The sequence below is a fragment of the Haloterrigena alkaliphila genome (assembly GCF_017352155.2).
GTDB lineage: Archaea > Halobacteriota > Halobacteria > Halobacteriales > Natrialbaceae > Haloterrigena > Haloterrigena alkaliphila.
Genome location: NZ_CP071462.1, coordinates 463,740 through 482,819, shown reverse-complemented (window position 1 = coordinate 482,819; position 19,080 = coordinate 463,740). Strand labels below are relative to the sequence as shown.

Here is a 19,080-nt window from a genome sequence, read left to right as displayed (position 1 = left end):
CGTGCGCGTACTCCTCCCCGCCGGGACGACCGAGACGGCCCTGATCGACGGCATCAGCGCCGCCGGCGCGGCGCCGGAGCTGATGGAACACACCCCCTCCGCGGACGTCGAGATCCTCGAGTACGGCCGACCCACGACGGCGCCCGTCACGCCGGTCAGCCCGAACGGCTGTCCGACGCCGGCCGCGGTGACCCGCGCGGTGCGAGAGGTGATCGGGTTCGACGCCACGGTCGTCGACGCCGGCCTCGTCCAGCCGACGGGCGCGCCGACGGTCGACCTCGGGGTCGAACCGGGCGCCGACATTCGCGAGCCGGAGGCCGTTCCGGACGCCGAGGCGATCTTCGACCGCGCCCACGCGTTCGGCGCGAGCCTGCCGGACGACGACCTGCTGATCGGCGAGACCGTGCCGGGGGGAACGACGACCGCGCTGGGCGTGCTCACCGCGCTGGGCGAACCCGCCGGCGTCTCCTCGTCGCTGCCAGACAATCCGATCGAGCGCAAGCGCCGCGTCGTCGACGAGGCACTCGCCGCGAGCGACCTCGCAGCCGGCGACTGCGAGGGTCGCCCTCTCGCGGCGATCCGCGCGGTCGGCGACCCCGTGCAGGCGACCGTCGCCGGTATCGCCGCCGGCGCGCTCGAGTCCGAAGCCGACGTCACCCTCGCCGGCGGGACGCAGATGATCGCCATCGCGACCGCGCTGCGCCACGCGGGGGTCGACGAGTCGCTGTCGATCGCGACCACGTCGTTCGTCGCGGACGAACAGGGTGACCGCCTCGAGGAGGCCTGCGAGCGACTGGACTGCGACCTGACGGTGACGGATCCCGGCTTCGACGCCCGCGAGCACGTCGCGATGCGGCGCTACTGCGCCGGCGAGGCGAAAGAAGGCGTCGCGATGGGCGGCGCACTGTCGCTCGTCCCCGACGGCCGGATGGACGACGTGCTGGACCGACTCGAGGGCGTCTGCGACCGCCTCGGTATCGATCCCGACGGCGACCCCGACTCGGGCCCGGCGACGCATACGGAGGGCGACGGTGGACCCTGACTCGGTGCGCGAGGGGGAGCGCGTCCCCCACGGCGGCGAGACGGACCGGGACGTCCTCGACTTCTCGGCCAACACCAATCCCCGAACGCCCGACGGCGTCGAGGCGGTCTACGCGGACGCGCTCGAGGCCTCGCGGCGCTACCCCGACGACGACTATCCCGAGTTCCGGACCGCTGCTGGCGAATTCGGCGGCTGCGACCCCGAGCGAGTGATCCCCACGCCCGGCGGGCTGGCCGCGATCCGGCTGGCGATGGAAGTCACGCTCGAGCCCGGCGACGAGGCGTTGGTCCCGTACCCGAGCTTCGGCGAGTACGCCCGAGAGGTGCGGTTACAGGGTGCATCACCGCAGTTCGTCCCCCACGACGAGGTTCCGGGGACGACCGACGGCGCGCTCGAGGACTGCGCGCTGGCGATCGTCTGCACGCCGAACAATCCGACCGGTGAGGCGACGGATCCCGCCGCGCTGGCCGACTTCGCGGCGCGGTGCGAGGCGGCGGGGACGACGCTGCTGGTCGACGAGGCGTTTCTGGGCTTTACCGACCTGCCTTCGGCCGCCCGACTCGAGGCCGAGGGCGTGATCGTCGCCCGTTCACTCACCAAACTGTTTGGGTTGCCGGGGCTGCGCGCCGGATTCGCAGTCGCGACAGGCGAGCAGCGGGTCGCCCTCGAGACCGCTCGCCGGGCCTGGTCGCTCGGGACGCCGGCCGCCCGCGTGGGCGCCCACTGCCTGCAGCGGGACGAGTTCGTTCGCGACACGCGTGAACGGGTCGCGAGCGAACGCGAGCGGATGCGCGCCGCGCTCGAGTCGCGGTTCGACGTCGCCCCCTCTGACGCGCCCTACCTGTTGTGTGACGTCGGCGAGGACGACGTCGACGACGTGATCGCCGCGGCGCGCGAGGACGGCGTGGCGATCCGGGACGCGCGGACGTTCCGCGGGCTCGAGTCCCACGTCCGTGTCGCCGTCAAGGACCGCGCGGCGAACGATCGATTGCTCGCGGCGCTCGAGGTGGGCGGCGCCCTCGAGGCGCCAGACGCAGCCGAATCCGACGACTCAAGTGGTGGGCGCGAGACCGGACGCCGTGGATGACCGCGACTGAGCCAGCGTACGACGCCGTGCGCCGGGACGGGATTCTCCGCGTTCGACGGCCGGGGACCGAGTGGCTCTCGACCGGCTGGAACGGCGGCCGGCGGCGCGCCGACTGCGCGTACAACGTCTCGGTCCCCGAGGGCTGGGACCGGACGGATCTGGGCGCGTACGTCGACGAGCGCCTCGAGCGGGCCGGGTTCGACGACGCGGGCGGGGGTGTCGATAATGGGGGCGGTCGTGACGCCGATCCGGCCGACAGCGAGGGAGACGGATGTGGCGAGCCCCCGGTTCTGCTCACCGGCGTCGATCAGGTCCACGCTCGCGGAGCGCGGTACGGCTCCGTGACGGCCTACGCGACCGCCGGGGTTTCGAACCCCGCGGCCCTGCCGATGGACGTCGAAGAGGGCTCGAGGCCTCGAGACGACCCCATCGACGTCGATTCGGACGCGGCCCCGGGTCGAGGGACGGTCAACGTCGTCGTCGTCACGACCCGCGCGCTCGCACCCGGCGCGCTGGCGAACCTGATCGCCGTCGCCGCGGAGGCGAAGGCCGCGACGCTGCTCGCCGAGACCGGCTTTCCCGGTACCACGACGGACGCCATCGTCGCGGGCCACGATCCGTCGGGTGAGCGGGCCGCGTTCTCGGGCAGCGGCACGGATGTCGGCGCGGCCGTCCGGGCCTGCGTCCGCGAGGCCGTTCGGGCCTCGTTGCGTGCCCGGTACGCGGATTCTGGAGACGAGATACCCGACTCGGTCGCTGACGCATCCTCCGGCGTCTCGACGGATCAACGGGCGAGGATCGTTCGGCCGCGACTCGAGGAGTGATACGCATTCGACGGATGCGAGGCCTGAACGGAGTGAAGGCCTCGGAAAAGCGAACGGGGAGCGAAGCGACCCGTGAGCCCTCACCGAACCGCGATACGAAACGTGGGAGGTCGTCGCGACCGACTTTGGAGCGCGAATTGGCTGGAGGGCGTGGAAACCCTCGTATCAGGATCACGCTCGTGCTCACCGTTTCGTCCGAGGCGCAGTCAATCTCTTTGTTGTGATTGGTTCGAGCCTCTGTTGCTCATACTGGCAACAGGGAATAGCCACGCCCTCCCCAACCGATTCGCTCCCTGCGGTCGCTCATCCCTCGCGCAACATCGTCGGCCGCCCTCGCCGTCGCTCGGGCGACCGACAGCGCGCGCCACCGCACAATAGCTGCTCGCATGCGGGTTCGACCGCTGTCGATTTGAGTCCGAAACCGTCGATCGGGACACATTCGATATCGGCCTCGAGTCCAGCCCACGAGAAACACCTTTTCCCCGTCCGTCGCCAATGACCGGTCATGGAGGACGAGGACGATCCGACGGCGATCCGATCGCTCGCGCTGTCGGCCGAGGACGCTGCCGACGCCTACGCGTACACGCGGGAGAACCCGGGCGAGGCCGTGCTCCGCGTGACGCCGCCGTTTCACGGCCGGATGCGGGCGCGGATCCACGTCTACCGGCGCGACGACACCGAACTGACGGGCGCGGTCCACGTCCGACCCGACGCCGTCATCGCGGACGAGGTCGTCGCCGACTACCCCGACCTCGAAGGGAAACTCGACGATGCGGACCCGTCGACGACCGAGCGGATCCGAAAGCGCCACGCCGAGGCGGTCGAGGAGTGGCAGGCCCGGGCGCAGGAGGCGATCGTCGACGCCGTGACGATCGACACCGACGCGGGTCCCCACCGCGTCGAGATCAAGCGGGTCGGCTAAACTCACGGTTCGCGGCGACCGTCTTTTGCCGACCCGTATCCGCGATTCCCCGTCCACGAATTTCGACGCGATGTCGCCGCTCTCCTGTACTTTCACTTTCACTCCGGGTGGGTCGGTTTAACGTACACTCAGTCTTATCGATAGGTATGGCACTGATCGTCGACCGCACAGACGACCGAGGCGAGCCGACCGACCGACGCGAGGGCGCCACGCTCGAGCGAGAACCACAGCGACGACGCATCGACGTCACCGACCTGCACACGGCTGGTATCGAGGAGTTCGTCCGGTCGAACGTCGATACCGACTGCGTCTCGCTCGAGCACCGCGGGGCCCGGACCTTCCTCGTCCTCGAGGAATAAGCACACCCGTCACACGCGCCGCCCGAGTGCCTGTCACACGCTCCGGCGGGCTCCCTGTCACACGCCGTCTCGGAGTGCCTGTCACACGCTCCGGCGGGCTCCCTGTCACACGCCGTCCGGAGTGCCTGTCACACGTTCCGGCGGGCTCCCTGTCACACGCCGTCTCGGAGTGCCTGTCACACGTTCCGGCGGACTCCCTGTCACACGCCGTCTCGGAGTGCCTGTCACACGTTCCGGCGGACTCCCTGTCACACGCACCGTCGGATCACGGGATTGGGACCGATAGACTATCGATCCGGGTTCGGGACCGACACCGCGCGACCCCTGTCAGCAGTCGCTCGCGTGTTCGGTCCCCCGCACCGTTTTTATCGCGACTGTGGGTGAGCGTCGCATACAGGAAGACCGAGGCCATTCTCAAGTGAGTGATTCGACTCGAGTAAGCGACGACGGACAATCGCAGTCCCTCAGAATCGCTGCAGTCGGATTTCGTCTCGGGTAATCTCGTCGATGTGATCCTCGTCGAGGTGATAGCGCTCCATCCCGTCGGCGACGTCGCGATCGCGACTGAGCCGCGACTTGATCGACTCGCTCATCTCGGCGCCCGGTTCGACGAACGCGACGCCGGCACCGACCTCGTCGACGACGCCGATCTCCTTCCCGTTCGTGTTGACGACTCGCTTCCCTTCGTCGTCTACCGTCAGGTTGGCGCACATACTCGCTCGTTGACCGACCGCCGGGGTATACGTCGGGCCTCCATGTGCGTGTGTCACCCGGTGGGCCGCCCGACGCGTGGGTCGCCTGTATCGGCCGGCTCGGGGCAACTCGGAGGGTGGTGCGTCGACTCGAGCGACGATTCGATCCGAACCGGTCCGAAATCGAACCGATACGACTAATCGGGAGGAACCGCGACGGCCGGTAATGAAACTCGCGCGGATCGCGACGGACGAGGGACCGGTCACGGGCAGATACGAGGACGGCGTCGTGCACACCGACGACGGCGCCTACGAGGTCGGCGCTGACGGCGAGTTCCTGCCGCCCTGCGAGCCGTCGGCGCTGTACTGCGTCGGACGCAACTACGCGGCCACGATCGAACAGATGGAGTACGAACGCCCGGACGAACCGGACTTCTTCATCAAGCCGCCCGCGTCGCTGCTGGGCCACCGGGATCCGATCCCCTACCCCGCGTTCACCGACGAACTCACCTACGCCGGCGAACTCGCGGCCGTCATCGACGAACCCTGCCGGAACGTTTCTGAAGACGAGGTGCCGGACGTCGTCCGCGGCTACACGATCCTGAACGATATGGACGCGCTCGACCAGCAGGGCCGCACCGCGCGCAAGGTCTTCGACGGTTCCGGCCCGCTGGGGCCGTGGATCGAGACCGCCGTCGATTCGACCGACGTCGACATGTGGACCGACGTCGCCGGCGAGCGCCGACAGGAGGCGAACACCGAACTGATGTTATTCGACCCCGACGAGATCGTCGCCTTCCTCTCGCGGCGGTTCACGCTCCGCCCCGGCGACGTGATCGCCTTCGGGAGCCCCGCCAACCCCGGTCTGGTCGAACCCGGCGACGAGGTCGAGATCACCTACGAGGGCGTCGGCACGCTCCGAAACACCGTCGTCGACTCGAGCGAGCGGGAGAAGCTGCCGCTCGAGCGAGAGACGGTTCGCGCGTAGGGCCACCGTCGGCTCCCGAGACGCCGGGTAGAAAGACACTTCACGCGGACCGCCCTCCCACGAGACGTGAGCGCTGATCAGCGGCGACGCGTCGAGGTCTACCCCGACCGCGAGGTCGTCGTCGAGTTCGATCCGGACCTCACCTTCGAGTGCGTCGACGACTGCACGTGGTGCTGTCAGCACGGCGTACTCCTCTACGACGAGGACCTCCTCGAGCTCGCCCAGCGGGCCAACCTCGCCGAGACGACGACGGACTTTCGCGGCGAGAAGTTCGTCACCCGCGAGGAGAAAGACCGGGACGAGCACGTCGACGACGACGGCTGCGCCTGCGCGTTCCTCCGGGACGACGGCCTCTGTAGCTTACACCTCGAGGAGGACTGGAAACCCACCCGCTGTTCGGTCTTCCCGCTGGCCGTCTTCCTCGAGGACGGCGACCTCCACGTCGATATCCGCGACTCGGCCCACGAGCACTGCGAGGGGCTGAACGTCAGCGAACGGCGCGTGACCGACAACCTCGATGCCTTCGTCCCCGAACTGCTCTGGGAACTCGAGAATCCGGATTCCGATCGAGAGCTGTAACACCTGGATTCCGACCGGGAGCTGTCGCGTCTCGCTCGCCGACTGAGACGTTTCGTCCGACGACGAGCGGTTCTCTCTCAGCGGTGGTGTCAGACGAACCGACAGTCACCAATGCGTCAGATGTTACCACGACTCTCCAATGTTTTAAACGTCTCCCGCACGTAGTACGACTGTGACAGAAGAATCCGGGCGCCGGAATCTCCGTATGCCCAACAGCGATGAAGTATTCGCCGTCGTAACCGAACACCTCGGAGGGAACCACGTTCAACTCCGCTGTGCAGACGGCGAGGAGCGCCTCGGCCGCATCCCAGGTCGCATGAAGTACCGCACCTGGATCGAGCAAGACGACATCGTCGTCGCCGAGCCCTGGGACTGGCAGGACGAGAAGGCCACGATCGAGTGGCGCTACACCAGTCAGGACGCGGATCAACTGCGCCGCGAAGGCCACATCGATTGAACCCTCGGTACCGGCTCCACAACTAGACTTCTCTCGACGTACCACGACCGACGAGCGACGGCGCCGTCGCCTGCGAGCGAAATCGCCGCCCCGGGCGCCGACGCGTCGATGGATCGTCTCCGTCCAGCCGACGGCCCGACGGCTCGTTCCCGTCCAGCCGACGTTCCGAACGGACAGTTTCCCGACAGGGGCCGGTCGTTTTTCCCCGTCGCGCACGTAGAAGGGGTATGTCGAGCGCTACCGCAGATACCGTCCGCGTCTGGCTCGTCGAGCGAACCTACTCGGACGACGAGCAGAACCTGATCATCCTCACCTACGCGACCCCCGACGGCGAGCGGTACTTCCGGAAGGAGCGGGCGCTAACTTCCTTTACGGACGTCCGCGATACGACCGCCGCCGTCGACGCGGATTCCGGAAACCTCGGCAACGTCGACGACGCCGAAACCCGCGAGCAGTACGCCACCGAAGCCCAGCGCATGGCCGACGTTCACGACCCCGACGACGTCATCTGATCGCTCGCTTCCACGTTTGTAGGTCGACGACGGCCCCGTCTACGTCGGCCGCATCGGCCGTCGTCGCGGCCCAGACGAACATTCCTGCGACGGACTCGGGATCGCGCCCCGTCCCGCCCGATAGGTCCGTCGCGACCCGTCCGGGATCCAGACAGCCGACGGTGTAGTCGGTGTCGGCGGCGAACCCGCGAGCCACCGCCTCCGCCGTCGCCTTCGAGACGGCGTAGGCGCCGTAGCCCGATTCGGCCTCGCGAGCGACCGATCCCGTCGGGACGAGCACGCGCGCCTCGTCGTTCAGGTGGGGTAAGGCCTCGTGCATCGTCGCGAAGACGCCCCGCCCGTTGATTCGCCAGTGGTCGTCGAACGCGGCGTACGACTCGCGGTCGATCGGCGTCGAGCCCGGTTCCCCGTGGTAGACGCCGGCCGCGGGAACCACGACGTCGATACCGCCGTTCGGGCCGGTCCGGGAGGCCGTCTCGGCCAGTCGCTCGAGGTCGAACTCGTCCCGGACGTCGGTGCGAACGCCCGCTACGGCCGCCTCCTCGTCACTGTCGGCGTCCGCACCGACGTCCCCGTCCGCATCGGACTGTGCGTCTTCGGTCGCGGACGCGAGTCGCTCCTCGAGCGCCGCGACCGTCTCCGAGACCGCGTCGCCGTCACGGGCGCCGACGACGACGGTCGCGCCGCCGTCGGCGAAGGCGTCGGCGACGGCGCGTCCGATGCCGCGAGTGCCGCCGGTGACGACGACGGTCGTTCCCTGGAGTGTCATGGAACGGCGTACGACGGGCGAGAACAAGGAACCCGGTGGATCGGATCGCGGCGGTGGGCCGTCGAAATCAGCGACCGAACAGCCGCCGGAAGATACTCCGCTCGCTCGGCCGCTCGGCGAGCATCACCGAGCAGTCGACGTCGTTGACCACGTCGAGGTGGAGCGAACTGGTCACGAGCCGCGAGAGGAGGCCGCGCTCGGTCGCGCCGAGCATGATCGTCGTGTGGTCGTCGGCCGCGCGACAGATGGCCTCCTCGACGTTCCCGGAGTCGTCGATCAGGATCTCGGCGTCGTGGAGGTCGTGGTCGATGGCCCACTCCTCGAGGAACTCCTCGCCGGCGCGGCGCTCGTCGGGGCCGTCGACGATGTGGAGTAGCGAGACTTCGGCACCGGTGGTATCACTGAGCGTCTTCGCAACTTCGGCGCTCAGGTCCGAGTCCGGACCGCCGGCCGTCGGCAGGAGGATCCGCGAGGTGTCCAGCCCGCGGTTCTTGACCACGAGGAAGTCACAGGGAAGCTGGCTGGTCAACTCGCTGATGGGGCGCTCGGCCCGGGCGGCGTCCCAGAGGTTGTTGTCGCCCCAGCCCATCACCACGAGGTCGGCGTGCTCGCGGACGGCGGTGTCGAAGATTTCCTCGAACGAGCGGTGGGTGACGACCGTCGACGTCTCGCTGTCGACGTTGCCGTAGTCGATCGACCCGGTGACGTCCTCGAGCAAGATCTCCGATTCGTTGACGATCCGGGACCGCTGTCGGTCGCTGCCGACCGTCGACGGCCGGTCGGGCGTCTGGACGACGTGGACGACGTGGACGATCGCCGACTCGTGCCTGCTCGCGAGCGTCGCGGCGAGTTCGACGAGTCGCCCTTCGGTCCGCGGATTCGCGATCGGGACGACCACCCGGTAGGTGTCGTCGTTAGCGGGTGCCGTCGTCTCGGCCGTGTCGATCAGGGGGACGTACGAGCGCCCGGCGAGGCTCCCGAACAGCCACTCCTGGGGGGAGAGCCGCCGTTCGATTCCATCGAAGCGGGCCGACTCGAGGCGTTCCTCGCTCGTCTGGTAGTAGTTGACGATGGTCACCAGCAGGATGCCGCCGAGCGTGTTCCCGAGCAGGACCGGCAGGACGAACCCGGTTAGACCGGGAATGAGCGGATATTCGCCGGCGAAGAATAGATAGAGCATCTCGGTGAAGGAGACGACCACGTGGAAGAGATTGCCGAAGGGGATCGCCAGAAACGCCAGGTAGACGACAACGAGCCGGGAGATCGTGTCGCGCGAGGCGAACGTGACCCAGACGACGCCGGCGACGATCAGGCCGGCGAAGGCGGCCTTGAAGAACAGGTCCCAGACCGGCGTCTCGACGCCGTGCTGTGCGATGCTCAACGCCGCCGCTTCCGCGTCCGGGTCGAACACGCCGCCCCACGTCAGCGCGATCGCACCGACGGCGCCGCCGGCGAAGTTCCCCGCCAGCACGATGACCCAGTGGCGTAACAGCGTCGGGAGACTGGTCAGGCGCTCCAGAGTCAGCGCGACCGGCGGCAGCGTGTTCTCGGTGTAGAGCTGGTAGCCGCCGATGATGATGTAGATGAACCCGAGCGGGTACAGCAGGGCGCTCAGAATCGGGTGGCCGTCGGTCGCCCCGTACAGCGAGGCATAGAGCAGGAACGTGATCGTGATCGCGAAGCCGGCGGCCAGCCCGCTGAAGAACAGTTCGCGGTTCCCGGAGGTGACCTCCTCGTCGGCGGCCGCGACGATTCGCTGGAAGACCTCGTCGGACGAGAACCGGTCGCGGACGACCGATCCAACGGCGGGAGCGCCGCTTCTGGACCGCTCGACGGCCTCGCGCACTCGTTCGGTCTCCACCTCTTCTTGAACCGGGGGATCCTCTTCCCGGTCGGGACGGTCGGTCTCCGCCCGATCCGGTCGGTCGTGATCGCTCATTGTCGAGACCGAATCACGGGACGAACTAAGCGTTTGGCTTTGAGGACGCCACGAGTCAGCAGGTGTCAAACCAGCGCCGGAACGACTGGAGACCCCATCGTAGCCGCACCGACCGACGATCGCCACCGCGAGCGAGCGCCGACCGTTCGAGCCGGCTCGAGGCCCTCGATCGAGCCGGCTCGAGGGCCGCGATCGAAGGGACGTCGATATCCGAACCCTACGTAGGTATGACGTACGTTTTTGACCGTGCCGACACTCATAGTAGGGTATGCAATCGCTGGCCGGTGAGTCGGTCGTCGTGATCGGCGCCGGGATCGGTGGCCTCTCGACGGCCTGTTACCTCGCCGACGCGGGCGCCGACGTGCGAGTCGTCGAGAAGAACGAGCAGGTCGGCGGCCGAGCGAGCCGCCTCGAGCGGGACGGGTTCCGGTTCGACATGGGGCCGTCGTGGTACCTGATGCCCGACGTCTTCGAGCGCTTCTTCGGCGACTTCGACCGGACGCCGTCGGACTACTACGAACTGACGCACCTCGACCCGCACTATCGAATCTTCTTCAAAGACGACGATCGGGTGGACGTCACGCCCGACCTCGAGCGCACCAAGCGCGTCTTCGAGGCGTACGAGGACGGCGCGGGCGAGGCCTTAGAGCGCTACCTCGAGAAGTCACGCGAGAACTACGAGGTGGGGATGGAACACTTCGTCTACGAGGACCGCACCCGCCTGCGCGACTACGTCGACCGCGACGTGGCCCGGCAGGCGCGCGGGCTCTCGTTGCTGGGGTCGATGCAGGGCCACGTCGAGGACTACTTCGACCACCCGAAGCTCCAGCAGATCATGCAGTACACGCTGGTGTTCCTCGGCGGCTCCCCCGAGAACACGCCGGCGCTGTACAACCTGATGAGCCACGTCGATTTCAACCTCGGCGTCTGGTATCCCGAGGGCGGGATCGGCGCCGTCGTCGACGCCGTGGCCGAAGTCGGTCGCGAACTGGGCGTCGAGTACGACACGAACCGCCCCGTGACGGCGATCAAGGGCCGCGAGGGCGCGTTCCTCGTCGAGACCCCGGCGGGGCCGCTCAGACCCGATCTGGTCGTGAGCAACGCCGACTACGCGCACACGGAGCAGGACCTGCTCCCGCCCGAGCGGCGCGGCTACGACGCCGACTACTGGGAGCGGCGGACCTACGCACCCTCCGCGTTTCTGCTGTATCTCGGCGTCGAGGGGTCGGTCGACGACCTGGCCCACCACACGCTCGTCCTCCCGACCGACTGGCAGGACCACTTCGATCAGATCTTCGAGGACCCGGAGTGGCCCGACGACCCGGCCTACTACTGCTGCGTGCCGTCGAAAACGGACGACGACGTCGCTCCCGAGGGCCACAGCGCGCTGTTCGTCCTCGTCCCCGTCGCGCCCGGCCTCGAGGACACCCTCGAGATCCGCGACGAGTACCGGGACGAGATCCTCGCGGATATCGCGGCCAACACCGGCACCGACCTCCGCGACCGGATCGTCCTCGAGGAGCGCTTCTGCATCGAGGACTTCGCCGATCGGTACAACAGCTACGACGGGACGGCGCTCGGACTGGCACACACGCTCCGCCAGACGGCCCTGTTCCGGCCGCCCCACCGCGCGAAGGGGACCGACGGGCTCTACTTCGTCGGCGGGGACACCACGCCCGGTATCGGCGTCCCGATGTGTCTCATCAGCGGCGAACTGACAGCCGAGAAGGTCCTCGAGGACTACGGCCGACCGACGAAACGGTGATCGCCTCGAACCCCCGCGATGCGCCCCGACGGCCTCACGCACTTCCATGACCAGGGATTCGACGTCCTCGACAGCGGATTCGGCGTCCTCGAGCGACGAGCGCCTCGGCGACCGCCTCTCGTATCTGTTGACCCTCTCGCGGCCGCGGTTCTGGCTCTACCTCGCCGGGCCGGTCCTCGTGGGCGTCGCGTACGCCGCCGAGAGCGTGGGCGACCTGTTCGCGCCAGAAGCGGCCGTCCTGTTCGCCTACTTCCTCCTGCCGGCCAACGTCTTCCTCTACGGGATCAACGACGTCTACGATCGTGAGATCGACGCGGCGAATCCCAAGAAGGAGGAGCGGGAGGCCCGCTACCGCGGCCAGCGGATCGTTCCCGTCGCCGTGGCGCTGTGTGCCGTCCTCCCGCTGGCGATCCTTCCGCTCGTGCCGTCGGCGGCGTGGCCCTGGATCGCCGTCTTCCTCGTCCTCGGCGCGGCCTACAGCGCCCCGCCGGTCCGGTTCAAGACCACGCCCCTGTTGGACTCGGTCTCGAACGGGCTCTACATCGCGCCCGGCGCGGCGGCCTACGCCGCCGTCGCGGGGAGCCAGCCGCCCCTGCTGGCCGTCCTCGGCGGCTGGCTGTGGGCGATGGGGATGCACACGTTTTCGGCGATTCCCGACATCGATCCCGACCGCGAAACCGGGATCCGGACGACCGCGACGGTGCTGGGCGAGCGCCGGACTTACGCCTACTGCGGCGCCTGCTGGCTCGCGGCCGCCACCGCGTTCGCCGCCCTCGACCTCCGACTGGGCGCGCTCATGCTCGTCTACCCAGCGCTCGTCGCGGCCATCGTCACCTCGAGCGTCGCGGTCGACCGCGCCTACTGGTGGTTCCCCGCGATCAACACGGCGGTCGGCGCGGCGCTGACGATGGGCGCCCTCTGGAGGCTGGTCTATGGCTGATCCGGGCGATGCAGCGGGCACCGACGGCGATGCCGCCACAGACGCCAGCGCCACTGACGCCGAGACCGGCGCCACCGACGCCAGCGCCACCGATGCTGAGGCCACTGACGCCGACGACACTGATGCCGACGCCACTGACGCCGACGCCGGCACCGAGGTCGACGAGCGACGCGCGGCCGTCCAGCGGCGCCTCGAGGCCCTGATCCGGGAGAACCGGTTCACGATCGCCGTCGTCTTCCCGGTCGTCGGCGCGGTGACGCTGGTCGCGAGCGCCGAGGGGTTCGTTCCCGTCCCGCTCGCGTTCAACCCGCTACTGATCCTGTTCGGAACGCTGGTAATGCGCTCGCCGCTGGTCGTCGGCCTGCTCCCGCGGATCGACCGGCGAGCGCTCGCCGCGCTGGGACTCCTGACGGCGTACACGTACGCGGTCGAGTTCGTCGGGGTGCGAACCGACTGGCCCTACGGCGCCTTCGCGTACGGGATCGAACTCGGACCGATGCTGTTCGGGGAGATCCCGCTGGCCCTGCCGCTATTCTTCGTGCCGCTGGTGCTGAACGCCTACCTGCTGACGCTGCTGGCGTTCGAGGAACGGACCGCGACGGCGCTGGTCCGGATTCCGGCGGCCGTCGCAGCGGTCGTCGCCGTGGACCTCGTGCTCGACCCCGGCGCCGTCGCTATCGGCTTCTGGGAGTACCTACCGCCGGGGGACTACTACGGCGTGCCCGCGTCGAACTACGCGGGCTGGCTCCTCTCGGGGACCGTCGCCGTCGTGCTCGTCGACCTCGCCTTCGACCGCGCGGCGCTGCTCGAGCGCGTGCGGACCTGCGAGTTCGTCCTCGACGATCTGGTGAGCTTCGTGTTGCTCTGGGGCGGGATCAACCTTCTCTACGGGAACTGGCTCGCGGCCGGCGTCGCCGGCCTGTTCTGTCTGGGGCTGTTCCGGACGGACCGCTACGACCGCGACCTGCTCCGGACGGCGCTTCCCACGGGCCGTCGCGAAGACCACGATTCGTGAGCCGCGCTCAGCGAAGTCGGCGGAACGTCGACGCGCCGCAGGCGCACTCGTCCTCTGATCCTATCGGCGTGAACGCCCCATCCTCGAGCACCTCGGCGGGGAGAATCGCGCTACAGCCGGTACAGGCCACGACCGCCTTCTGCTTGCTCGTGATTGCCATATCGTCACGACGAACGTCCACTGGGATCACCGTACTCCCAACGTGTTTCGGGTCCGGAACGATGACGACGAGGCCGCTCGAGCGCCGTGATCGCGGTCGGACGACGCGTCTCCGGAATCGCCCCCGCACCAGTGACTCCGGGATCGGACCGTTCCAGTGATCGGGGACCGGTCTGCGGCGAGGGCCGAACGTGCGCGCTCCAGTCTTTTGCTCGTGCGGCCCGTGGGAGGCGTATGGCGACCAGAACACCGCTCGAGTGTCCGCTCTGTCGCGAGGAACTGATGCGCGATCAGAACCTCGAGGACCACCTCGTGGCCACTCACTCGGAACGGGAGCTGGCAAAGTTCGTCGTCGCCGAGACCGAAGCGCTCGAGGCGAAGGACGTTTCCGAATAATTCCGCGATGGATCCCCGATAGCGCGGGAATCGAACCGTGACGATCACCGCGTCGGGACGCGGCTGCTGCGGCCCGGTTCGCGTCGATCCGTCTCGAGGGAGGGAACGGCCGACACGCGCTTGAAGACGGCCTCCGGGTCCCGGTTCCAGTGCCAGTGCCAGCGCGTCTTCGCGAGACACCACAGCTTTCGCGCCGCGGAGAGCGACGGCTCCGCGGTGAGGACGTCGTACTCCTGTCCCCGGATGACCGCGTGGTGTTCCGCGTAGAGCACGGCCGCCAGCAGGACGGGCAGTTGACAGTCCGCGGGGAGATACCGAATTCCGGCGACGCCCTCCCGATAGAGGTCCTCGGTCCGCTTCATTTCGGCGGCCATCGCGGCCGCGAAGTCCTCCGAGTACTCGAGGCGCTCGACCTGCTCGGGCGGGACGCCGTGCGCGCGAAGCGTTTCCTGCGGGAGGTAGATCCGGTCGCGCTCGCGGACGTCCTCGCGGACGTCCCGCAGGAAGTTCGTCATCTGGAAGGCGTCGCCGAGTTTGATCGCGTGCGGGAGCGCCGCCTCCGGGTCGTCGGGGTCCATGATCGCGGTCATCATCACGCCGACCGCGGCCGCCGACCCCCGCATGTAGCGCTCGAGGTCGTCGTAGCGCTCGTAGCGGCCGGTGTCGATGTCGGACTGCATCGCGTCGACGAACGAGTCGATCTCCGAATCCGGGATGTCGTACTCCCGGCGGAGTTCGTCGAACGCCTCGAGGACGGGTTCCTCGGGGCCGGTTTCGCCCAGCGCCTGAGCGCGAAGCGACTCGAGTTCGGCCCGCTGGCGCGCCGGCGGGACGCCGTCGGCGTCGTCGACGACCTCGTCGGCGATCCGGAAGAACGCGTAGAGGACGTGCGTGGCGTGGCGAACGCGTTTCGGAAGGAACCGCGTCGCCAGATAGAACGTCTTGCCGGTGCGCCGCTGGATGGCCTTGCCCGCGTCGATGTGTTCCTGTTGCATTCTCTGTCTCGCCCCAACTGACAGCTGAGGGATGTATTCCGTACGACAGTTGCTTATAAAATAGCTACCCCTTACTAGTCGGGCCTGCGTCTGCTCGCGGGCCGCGAGACGGCGACGCCGTCGTCTCATGGCCTTTGCCCGTTCGGCTGCTCGCGGAGCTTTGCTCCGCGTCCGTCTCGTTCGAGGCGGTGAAACCGCCTCGCAGCCCGCCCGCTCGCACGGTCCGCGGAACGAAGTCGTTCGAGAGACGGCGGTACCGTCTCTCGTGATGACGAAAATCAGCACCGCTGATTTTCGAACCATTACGCGCTATCGAACAGTTCGTCGAGGAGTTTCCGCTGGGCGGCCCGGAGGTGCTGGTGGAACGTCGACCGGGAGATGTCCATCGATTGGGCGAGGTCGTCGCCGGAGACGTTGCGCGGCCACTCGAAGTAGTCGGCGAAGTAGGCCTTCCGCAGCGCCGTGAGCTGCCGATCGGTCAGCGAGGACTCGAGTCGAGCCACGACGTCCTGTGGGGTCTGGGGCGGCTGATCCGTCTCGTGGTAGCTGACCAGTTCGACGCCGTCGTACGTCCGATCGAGCAGATCGTAGACCGAGCGCGCGGACTGGGCGGTCGGAAGGTCGACGGTGAGATCGACGCCCACCTCGCGGGCGGCAGTCTGCGCGGATTCGTTTCCCGCAGTCGCCGCATCGAACCGACGGATCGCGGCCCCGTGTTCGGACAGTCCCGTCACGACGGCGTCGTCGATCGCGACCTCGAGAAGGGCGCTGTCGTCGTACGTGGAGAGCACCGTGACGTCGGAGACACCGTCGATTTCCGCCGCCGGAGGGACGGCCTCGACGGCCCGGTCGGCCTGGAAGAACGCCAGCGGCGTCCCGTCCTCCGCGTAGGTCAGGCCGCGATAGCTGAGTGCCGTCTCGAGCGCGACTGCCAGCGCCGCGACGAACTGCGACGGGTCCTCGACGGTGATCTCGAGTTCGACGACGCTGTCGGTCGTGAGCATCCGGCGAGCCTCGAGGGCGTTCATCGCGGTCGCGATCGTCCCGGCCAGCGAGTCGAGGACGAGCAGTTCCCGCTCGCCGAAGACGTCCGCGTCCGTCGCGAACAGGGTGAGGACGCCGTACGTGACGTCGCCGTAGGTCAGCGGCACGGCGGCGACCGATCGGAACGAGTCGCCGGCTCCCGCCGGCCACCAGCGCTCCGCGTCGTCGAACGCCTCGAGGTCTTGTATCACCTGTACCCCGCCGTCCGCGAGCGCCCGGACCGCGGGGTGGGTCTCGTCCGTGCCGAGGACGAGTTCGTCGTCCTCGAGGGCGGCGTCGCCGTCGGCGGCCCACTCGCGGGGTGAGAGCCGACGGTTCGTGGCGTCGAGGCGGCCGATCCAGGCGAGCACGTAGGGGTCCGTCCCGACGAGCGTCTCGCAGACCCGCCGCTCGATCTCCTCGCGCGTGGCCGCGCCGACGGCGGCGTCGGTGACCTCGCGCAGCAGGCCGTCGATGCGATCGAGGACGTGCTCGAGCGCCTCGTGCTCCTCGCGGAGCTCCGCGGCGGTCTCCTCGACCGCGATTTCGGCCAGCTTCCGCTCGGTGATCTCGAGGTGGAGGATCGAGACGCGGACCGCGCCGTCGACGGTGAACCGGTTGGCCCGCATCAGGAACCACCGCTTCTCGTCGGGCGAGTGGCACGGGTACTCCATCGCGAACGTCTCGCGCTCGCCCTCGACGACGGCCTCGAGCCCCTCGACGGCCCGTCTGGCGTGTTCGTCGTCGACGTCCGCCGTCGCGAGGTAGTCGACGCCGACGTGGTCGGCGGCGTCGTCCGGGCCGAACTCCCGCCACGCTCGGTTCGTCGACAGGATCTCGCCGTCACCGTCGATGACCGCGACGGTGATCGGGAGCGTCTCGAGGGTCGCCGCTGCGAGGTCGTTCCCGGTGCCCATCGGGCGCTACTTCGCGCCAGAACCCCATAACGAAACCGGGCGACGCGTGTCGAGGACGTCGCTACCGCAGCGCGATGGACGGGGCGTCGCGTGTCGGGGATGTCGCGTCCACGCTGGGTTATCGCGGCCCCAGCCTCTCTGGCACACGGCGGAAAAAACGGACGCTTCGGGCGGACAACCGGGGAGTTCGGGTGTTCACTCCTCGAGCAGTTCCTCGGCGAGCATCGGGATGAACGTCCCGATGTCGGTGACCATTCCGATAGCCTGCGCGCTACCCCGGTCGAGCAACTGGGTGACGGTGGCGGGATTGATGTCGACGCAGACGGTCTTGGTCGTCGAGGGGAGACAGTTACCGACGGCGACGGAGTGCAGCAGCGTCGCGAGCATGAGCACGATGTCGGCCTCCTGGGCCTGCTCGCGGATCGCGTTCTGGGCCTCGATCGAATCGGTGATCGTGTCCGGCAGCGGCCCGTCGTCGCGGATCGATCCCGCGAGGACGTAGGGAACGTCGTTGCTGACGCACTCGTACATCACGCCCTCGTCGACGACGCCCTCGTCGACGGCCTCCTCGATCCCGCCGAGGCGGGCGATCTCGCTGATCGTGTAGATGTGGTGTTTGTGCCCCTTCCGCGGGTGCTCGAGTTTCTCCGTGTCGACGCCGAGCGAGGTGCCGTACAGGTCCCGCTCTAAGTCGTGGACGGCGAAGCCGTTGCCGGCCGACAGCGCGTCGACGTACCCCTCGCGGACCAGGTCCGCGAGCGCGTCGCGGCCGCCGGAGTGGACGATCGCCGGGCCGCAGACGACGAGGACGTTGCCGTCGGTTTCCCGAACCTCGCGCATCTCGTCGGCGATCTCCTCGATCAGCGACGCGGAGGGACGCTCGCTGGAGACGCCGCCCTGCATGAAGCCGAAGGAACCGCCGCCGTTGCGGGGGCGTTCCGGCGGTTCGACCCGGATGCCGCTTTCGCCCGTAACGATGAGGTCTCCCTCCTCGACGGCGTTGAGGACCTTCGTCTGGACGCGCGGACGCTCGCCGTCCTCCGGCTCTCCTCGTTCCACGACGAGCGCGCAGTCCATCTCGGCGTCCTCCACCTCGATCCACTCGCCGTCGACGCGGACGAAGGTGGGGTGGTTCGTCGTCGAGTAGAAGTCGACGGGGACGACCCCGTCCTCCGGCGCCTCGTGGAGCGTCGCGTCCCGCGGGTCGGCGACGGTCGCCCCCTGCTGGTTGAGTTCGTGGAGGATGGCCCGCAGGTCCGCTTCGGTCTCCGCCATCACCCGCATCCGGCAGTACGTCTCCGCGTGCTTGTGGCGGCCGACCTCGAACTCCTCGACCTCGAACTCGCCGCCCATGTCCATCACGGCCCCGAAACAGTTGCCCATCGTCCCCGAGTCGATGATGTGTCCCTCGAGTTCGACGGTTCGCGAAACGGTCATCGGTGCAGCGTTGGCGGCCGGGGACCGTGAATGTGTGCGTCTCGGATCGACTGGACCGGGAACGCCTCGGCGCGCCACCTCGGTCTCCGAAGCCGCCGTCGGTAATCGCCGCTCCTTCGCACCGTCACCGATCGCCGCCCCTCAGTACCGTCACCGACCGCCGATCTCAACCCGCCGCCGACGGCCCTCGACGCTCGCGAATTCGCCACAGGCGCCGTCCGCCGATATTTCAGGGGAAATGACGGTTCTGCCAACACTTTAGT

General features: G+C 68.5%; 20 protein-coding genes. 13 read left to right on the top strand and 7 right to left on the bottom strand.

Annotation, left to right across the window (positions count from 1 at the left end):
• Nucleotide 1: 1 nt before the first annotated feature.
• The 5 genes from cobT to J0X25_RS21180 all read left to right on the top strand — a co-directional run bounded on the left by cobT (nucleotide 2) and on the right by J0X25_RS21180 (nucleotide 4,234).
• The gene (cobT, locus tag J0X25_RS21200; RefSeq protein ID WP_207289436.1) at nucleotides 2–1,042 is read left to right on the top strand and encodes a nicotinate mononucleotide-dependent phosphoribosyltransferase CobT; all 1,041 of its coding nucleotides are present in this window, start codon (nucleotides 2–4) and stop codon (nucleotides 1,040–1,042) included.
• Nucleotides 1,032–2,129 carry a threonine-phosphate decarboxylase gene (locus tag J0X25_RS21195; protein WP_207289435.1) on the top strand — a complete coding sequence of 366 codons (1,098 nt, stop codon included), beginning with the start codon at nucleotides 1,032–1,034 and terminating at the stop codon, nucleotides 2,127–2,129. The genes cobT and J0X25_RS21195 overlap by 11 nt, the downstream gene beginning before the upstream one ends.
• Nucleotides 2,126–2,953: an adenosylcobinamide amidohydrolase gene (locus J0X25_RS21190; RefSeq protein ID WP_207289434.1), complete on the top strand. Its 828-nt coding sequence runs from the start codon at nucleotides 2,126–2,128 to the stop codon at nucleotides 2,951–2,953. Before J0X25_RS21195 ends, J0X25_RS21190 begins: the two co-directional genes overlap by 4 nt.
• Nucleotides 2,954–3,458: 505 nt before the next feature.
• Nucleotides 3,459–3,875, top strand: a complete 417-nt coding sequence (locus J0X25_RS21185; RefSeq protein WP_207289433.1) for a DUF8009 family protein — start codon at nucleotides 3,459–3,461, stop codon at nucleotides 3,873–3,875.
• A gap of 146 nt (nucleotides 3,876–4,021) precedes the next feature.
• Entirely contained in the window at nucleotides 4,022–4,234 is a 213-nt protein-coding gene (locus J0X25_RS21180; protein WP_207289432.1) for a hypothetical protein, read from the top strand.
• 464 nt (nucleotides 4,235–4,698) lie between these two features.
• On the opposite strand, the gene J0X25_RS21175 is transcribed toward J0X25_RS21180, so the two are convergent.
• Nucleotides 4,699–4,947: a hypothetical protein gene (locus J0X25_RS21175; protein ID WP_207289431.1), complete on the bottom strand. Its 249-nt coding sequence runs from the start codon at nucleotides 4,945–4,947 to the stop codon at nucleotides 4,699–4,701.
• A 205-nt stretch (nucleotides 4,948–5,152) separates the two neighbouring features.
• Here J0X25_RS21175 and J0X25_RS21170 point away from each other — a divergent pair, with 205 nt between their 5' ends.
• The 4 genes from J0X25_RS21170 (at nucleotide 5,153) to J0X25_RS21155 (ending at nucleotide 7,462) form a co-directional block, all read left to right on the top strand.
• Nucleotides 5,153–5,914: a fumarylacetoacetate hydrolase family protein gene (locus tag J0X25_RS21170; protein ID WP_207289430.1), complete on the top strand. Its 762-nt coding sequence runs from the start codon at nucleotides 5,153–5,155 to the stop codon at nucleotides 5,912–5,914.
• A gap of 66 nt (nucleotides 5,915–5,980) precedes the next feature.
• Complete coding sequence (locus J0X25_RS21165; protein ID WP_207289429.1) at nucleotides 5,981–6,493, top strand: YkgJ family cysteine cluster protein; 513 nt, start codon at nucleotides 5,981–5,983, stop codon at nucleotides 6,491–6,493.
• 172 nt (nucleotides 6,494–6,665) lie between these two features.
• Nucleotides 6,666–6,950, top strand: a complete 285-nt coding sequence (locus J0X25_RS21160) for a translation initiation factor eIF-1A (protein WP_207289428.1) — start codon at nucleotides 6,666–6,668, stop codon at nucleotides 6,948–6,950.
• Nucleotides 6,951–7,177: 227 nt separating this feature from the next.
• Nucleotides 7,178–7,462 carry a DUF7967 family protein gene (locus J0X25_RS21155; protein ID WP_207289427.1) on the top strand — a complete coding sequence of 95 codons (285 nt, stop codon included), beginning with the start codon at nucleotides 7,178–7,180 and terminating at the stop codon, nucleotides 7,460–7,462.
• Here J0X25_RS21155 and J0X25_RS21150 read toward each other — a convergent pair.
• Nucleotides 7,455–8,231 carry an SDR family NAD(P)-dependent oxidoreductase gene (locus tag J0X25_RS21150; protein WP_207289426.1) on the bottom strand — a complete coding sequence of 259 codons (777 nt, stop codon included), beginning with the start codon at nucleotides 8,229–8,231 and terminating at the stop codon, nucleotides 7,455–7,457. The genes J0X25_RS21155 and J0X25_RS21150 overlap by 8 nt on opposite strands.
• Before the next feature lie 67 nt (nucleotides 8,232–8,298).
• Nucleotides 8,299–10,170 (bottom strand): formate/nitrite transporter family protein, encoded by a 1,872-nt coding sequence (locus J0X25_RS21145; RefSeq protein ID WP_207289425.1) that lies wholly within the window; start codon nucleotides 10,168–10,170, stop codon nucleotides 8,299–8,301.
• A gap of 268 nt (nucleotides 10,171–10,438) precedes the next feature.
• On the opposite strand from J0X25_RS21145, the gene J0X25_RS21140 reads away from it, so the two are divergent.
• Genes J0X25_RS21140 through cruF form a run of 3 tightly spaced genes read left to right on the top strand, consistent with a single transcriptional unit; the run spans nucleotide 10,439 to nucleotide 13,890 of the window.
• The gene (locus J0X25_RS21140) at nucleotides 10,439–11,935 is read left to right on the top strand and encodes a phytoene desaturase family protein (RefSeq protein WP_207289424.1); all 1,497 of its coding nucleotides are present in this window, start codon (nucleotides 10,439–10,441) and stop codon (nucleotides 11,933–11,935) included.
• A 46-nt stretch (nucleotides 11,936–11,981) separates the two neighbouring features.
• The gene (locus J0X25_RS21135; protein WP_207289423.1) at nucleotides 11,982–12,875 is read left to right on the top strand and encodes a prenyltransferase; all 894 of its coding nucleotides are present in this window, start codon (nucleotides 11,982–11,984) and stop codon (nucleotides 12,873–12,875) included.
• Nucleotides 12,868–13,890: a bisanhydrobacterioruberin hydratase gene (cruF, locus tag J0X25_RS21130; RefSeq protein WP_207289422.1), complete on the top strand. Its 1,023-nt coding sequence runs from the start codon at nucleotides 12,868–12,870 to the stop codon at nucleotides 13,888–13,890. The genes J0X25_RS21135 and cruF overlap by 8 nt, the downstream gene beginning before the upstream one ends.
• Nucleotides 13,891–13,897: 7 nt before the next feature.
• Here the strand turns inward: cruF and J0X25_RS21125 are convergent, their stop codons facing one another.
• Nucleotides 13,898–14,050 carry a hypothetical protein gene (locus J0X25_RS21125; protein ID WP_207289421.1) on the bottom strand — a complete coding sequence of 51 codons (153 nt, stop codon included), beginning with the start codon at nucleotides 14,048–14,050 and terminating at the stop codon, nucleotides 13,898–13,900.
• Nucleotides 14,051–14,283: 233 nt separating this feature from the next.
• Here J0X25_RS21125 and J0X25_RS21120 point away from each other — a divergent pair, with 233 nt between their 5' ends.
• Nucleotides 14,284–14,445: a hypothetical protein gene (locus J0X25_RS21120; RefSeq protein WP_207289420.1), complete on the top strand. Its 162-nt coding sequence runs from the start codon at nucleotides 14,284–14,286 to the stop codon at nucleotides 14,443–14,445.
• Between the two features lie 44 nt (nucleotides 14,446–14,489).
• On the opposite strand, the gene J0X25_RS21115 is transcribed toward J0X25_RS21120, so the two are convergent.
• The 3 genes from J0X25_RS21115 to J0X25_RS21105 form a co-directional block, all read right to left on the bottom strand.
• Nucleotides 14,490–15,440, bottom strand: coding sequence for a phytoene/squalene synthase family protein (locus tag J0X25_RS21115; RefSeq protein ID WP_207289419.1), 951 nt, complete (start codon nucleotides 15,438–15,440; stop codon nucleotides 14,490–14,492).
• 302 nt (nucleotides 15,441–15,742) lie between these two features.
• Nucleotides 15,743–17,380 (bottom strand): bacterio-opsin activator domain-containing protein, encoded by a 1,638-nt coding sequence (locus J0X25_RS21110; protein ID WP_207289418.1) that lies wholly within the window; start codon nucleotides 17,378–17,380, stop codon nucleotides 15,743–15,745.
• 195 nt (nucleotides 17,381–17,575) lie between these two features.
• Nucleotides 17,576–18,817, bottom strand: coding sequence for an ornithine cyclodeaminase, nickel-pincer nucleotide-dependent (locus tag J0X25_RS21105; RefSeq protein WP_207289417.1), 1,242 nt, complete (start codon nucleotides 18,815–18,817; stop codon nucleotides 17,576–17,578).
• Nucleotides 18,818–19,080: the final 263 nt, after the last annotated feature.

Excerpts from the sequence above, each read along its gene's own strand:
- J0X25_RS21190 (WP_207289434.1), top strand. The coding sequence starts at position 2,126 with ATGACCGCGACTGAGCCAGCGTACGACGCCGTGCGCCGGGACGGGATT.
- J0X25_RS21185 (WP_207289433.1), top strand. The coding sequence starts at position 3,459 with ATGGAGGACGAGGACGATCCGACGGCGATCCGATCGCTCGCGCTGTCG.
- J0X25_RS21180 (WP_207289432.1), top strand. The coding sequence starts at position 4,022 with ATGGCACTGATCGTCGACCGCACAGACGACCGAGGCGAGCCGACCGAC.
- J0X25_RS21175 (WP_207289431.1), bottom strand. The coding sequence starts at position 4,947 with ATGTGCGCCAACCTGACGGTAGACGACGAAGGGAAGCGAGTCGTCAAC.
- J0X25_RS21170 (WP_207289430.1), top strand. The coding sequence starts at position 5,153 with ATGAAACTCGCGCGGATCGCGACGGACGAGGGACCGGTCACGGGCAGA.
- J0X25_RS21155 (WP_207289427.1), top strand. The coding sequence starts at position 7,178 with ATGTCGAGCGCTACCGCAGATACCGTCCGCGTCTGGCTCGTCGAGCGA.
- J0X25_RS21150 (WP_207289426.1), bottom strand. The coding sequence starts at position 8,231 with ATGACACTCCAGGGAACGACCGTCGTCGTCACCGGCGGCACTCGCGGC.
- J0X25_RS21145 (WP_207289425.1), bottom strand. The coding sequence starts at position 10,170 with ATGAGCGATCACGACCGACCGGATCGGGCGGAGACCGACCGTCCCGAC.
- J0X25_RS21140 (WP_207289424.1), top strand. The coding sequence starts at position 10,439 with ATGCAATCGCTGGCCGGTGAGTCGGTCGTCGTGATCGGCGCCGGGATC.
- J0X25_RS21135 (WP_207289423.1), top strand. The coding sequence starts at position 11,982 with ATGACCAGGGATTCGACGTCCTCGACAGCGGATTCGGCGTCCTCGAGC.
- cruF (WP_207289422.1), top strand. The coding sequence starts at position 12,868 with ATGGCTGATCCGGGCGATGCAGCGGGCACCGACGGCGATGCCGCCACA.
- J0X25_RS21125 (WP_207289421.1), bottom strand. The coding sequence starts at position 14,050 with ATGGCAATCACGAGCAAGCAGAAGGCGGTCGTGGCCTGTACCGGCTGT.
- J0X25_RS21120 (WP_207289420.1), top strand. The coding sequence starts at position 14,284 with ATGGCGACCAGAACACCGCTCGAGTGTCCGCTCTGTCGCGAGGAACTG.
- J0X25_RS21115 (WP_207289419.1), bottom strand. The coding sequence starts at position 15,440 with ATGCAACAGGAACACATCGACGCGGGCAAGGCCATCCAGCGGCGCACC.
- J0X25_RS21110 (WP_207289418.1), bottom strand. The coding sequence starts at position 17,380 with ATGGGCACCGGGAACGACCTCGCAGCGGCGACCCTCGAGACGCTCCCG.
- J0X25_RS21105 (WP_207289417.1), bottom strand. The coding sequence starts at position 18,817 with ATGACCGTTTCGCGAACCGTCGAACTCGAGGGACACATCATCGACTCG.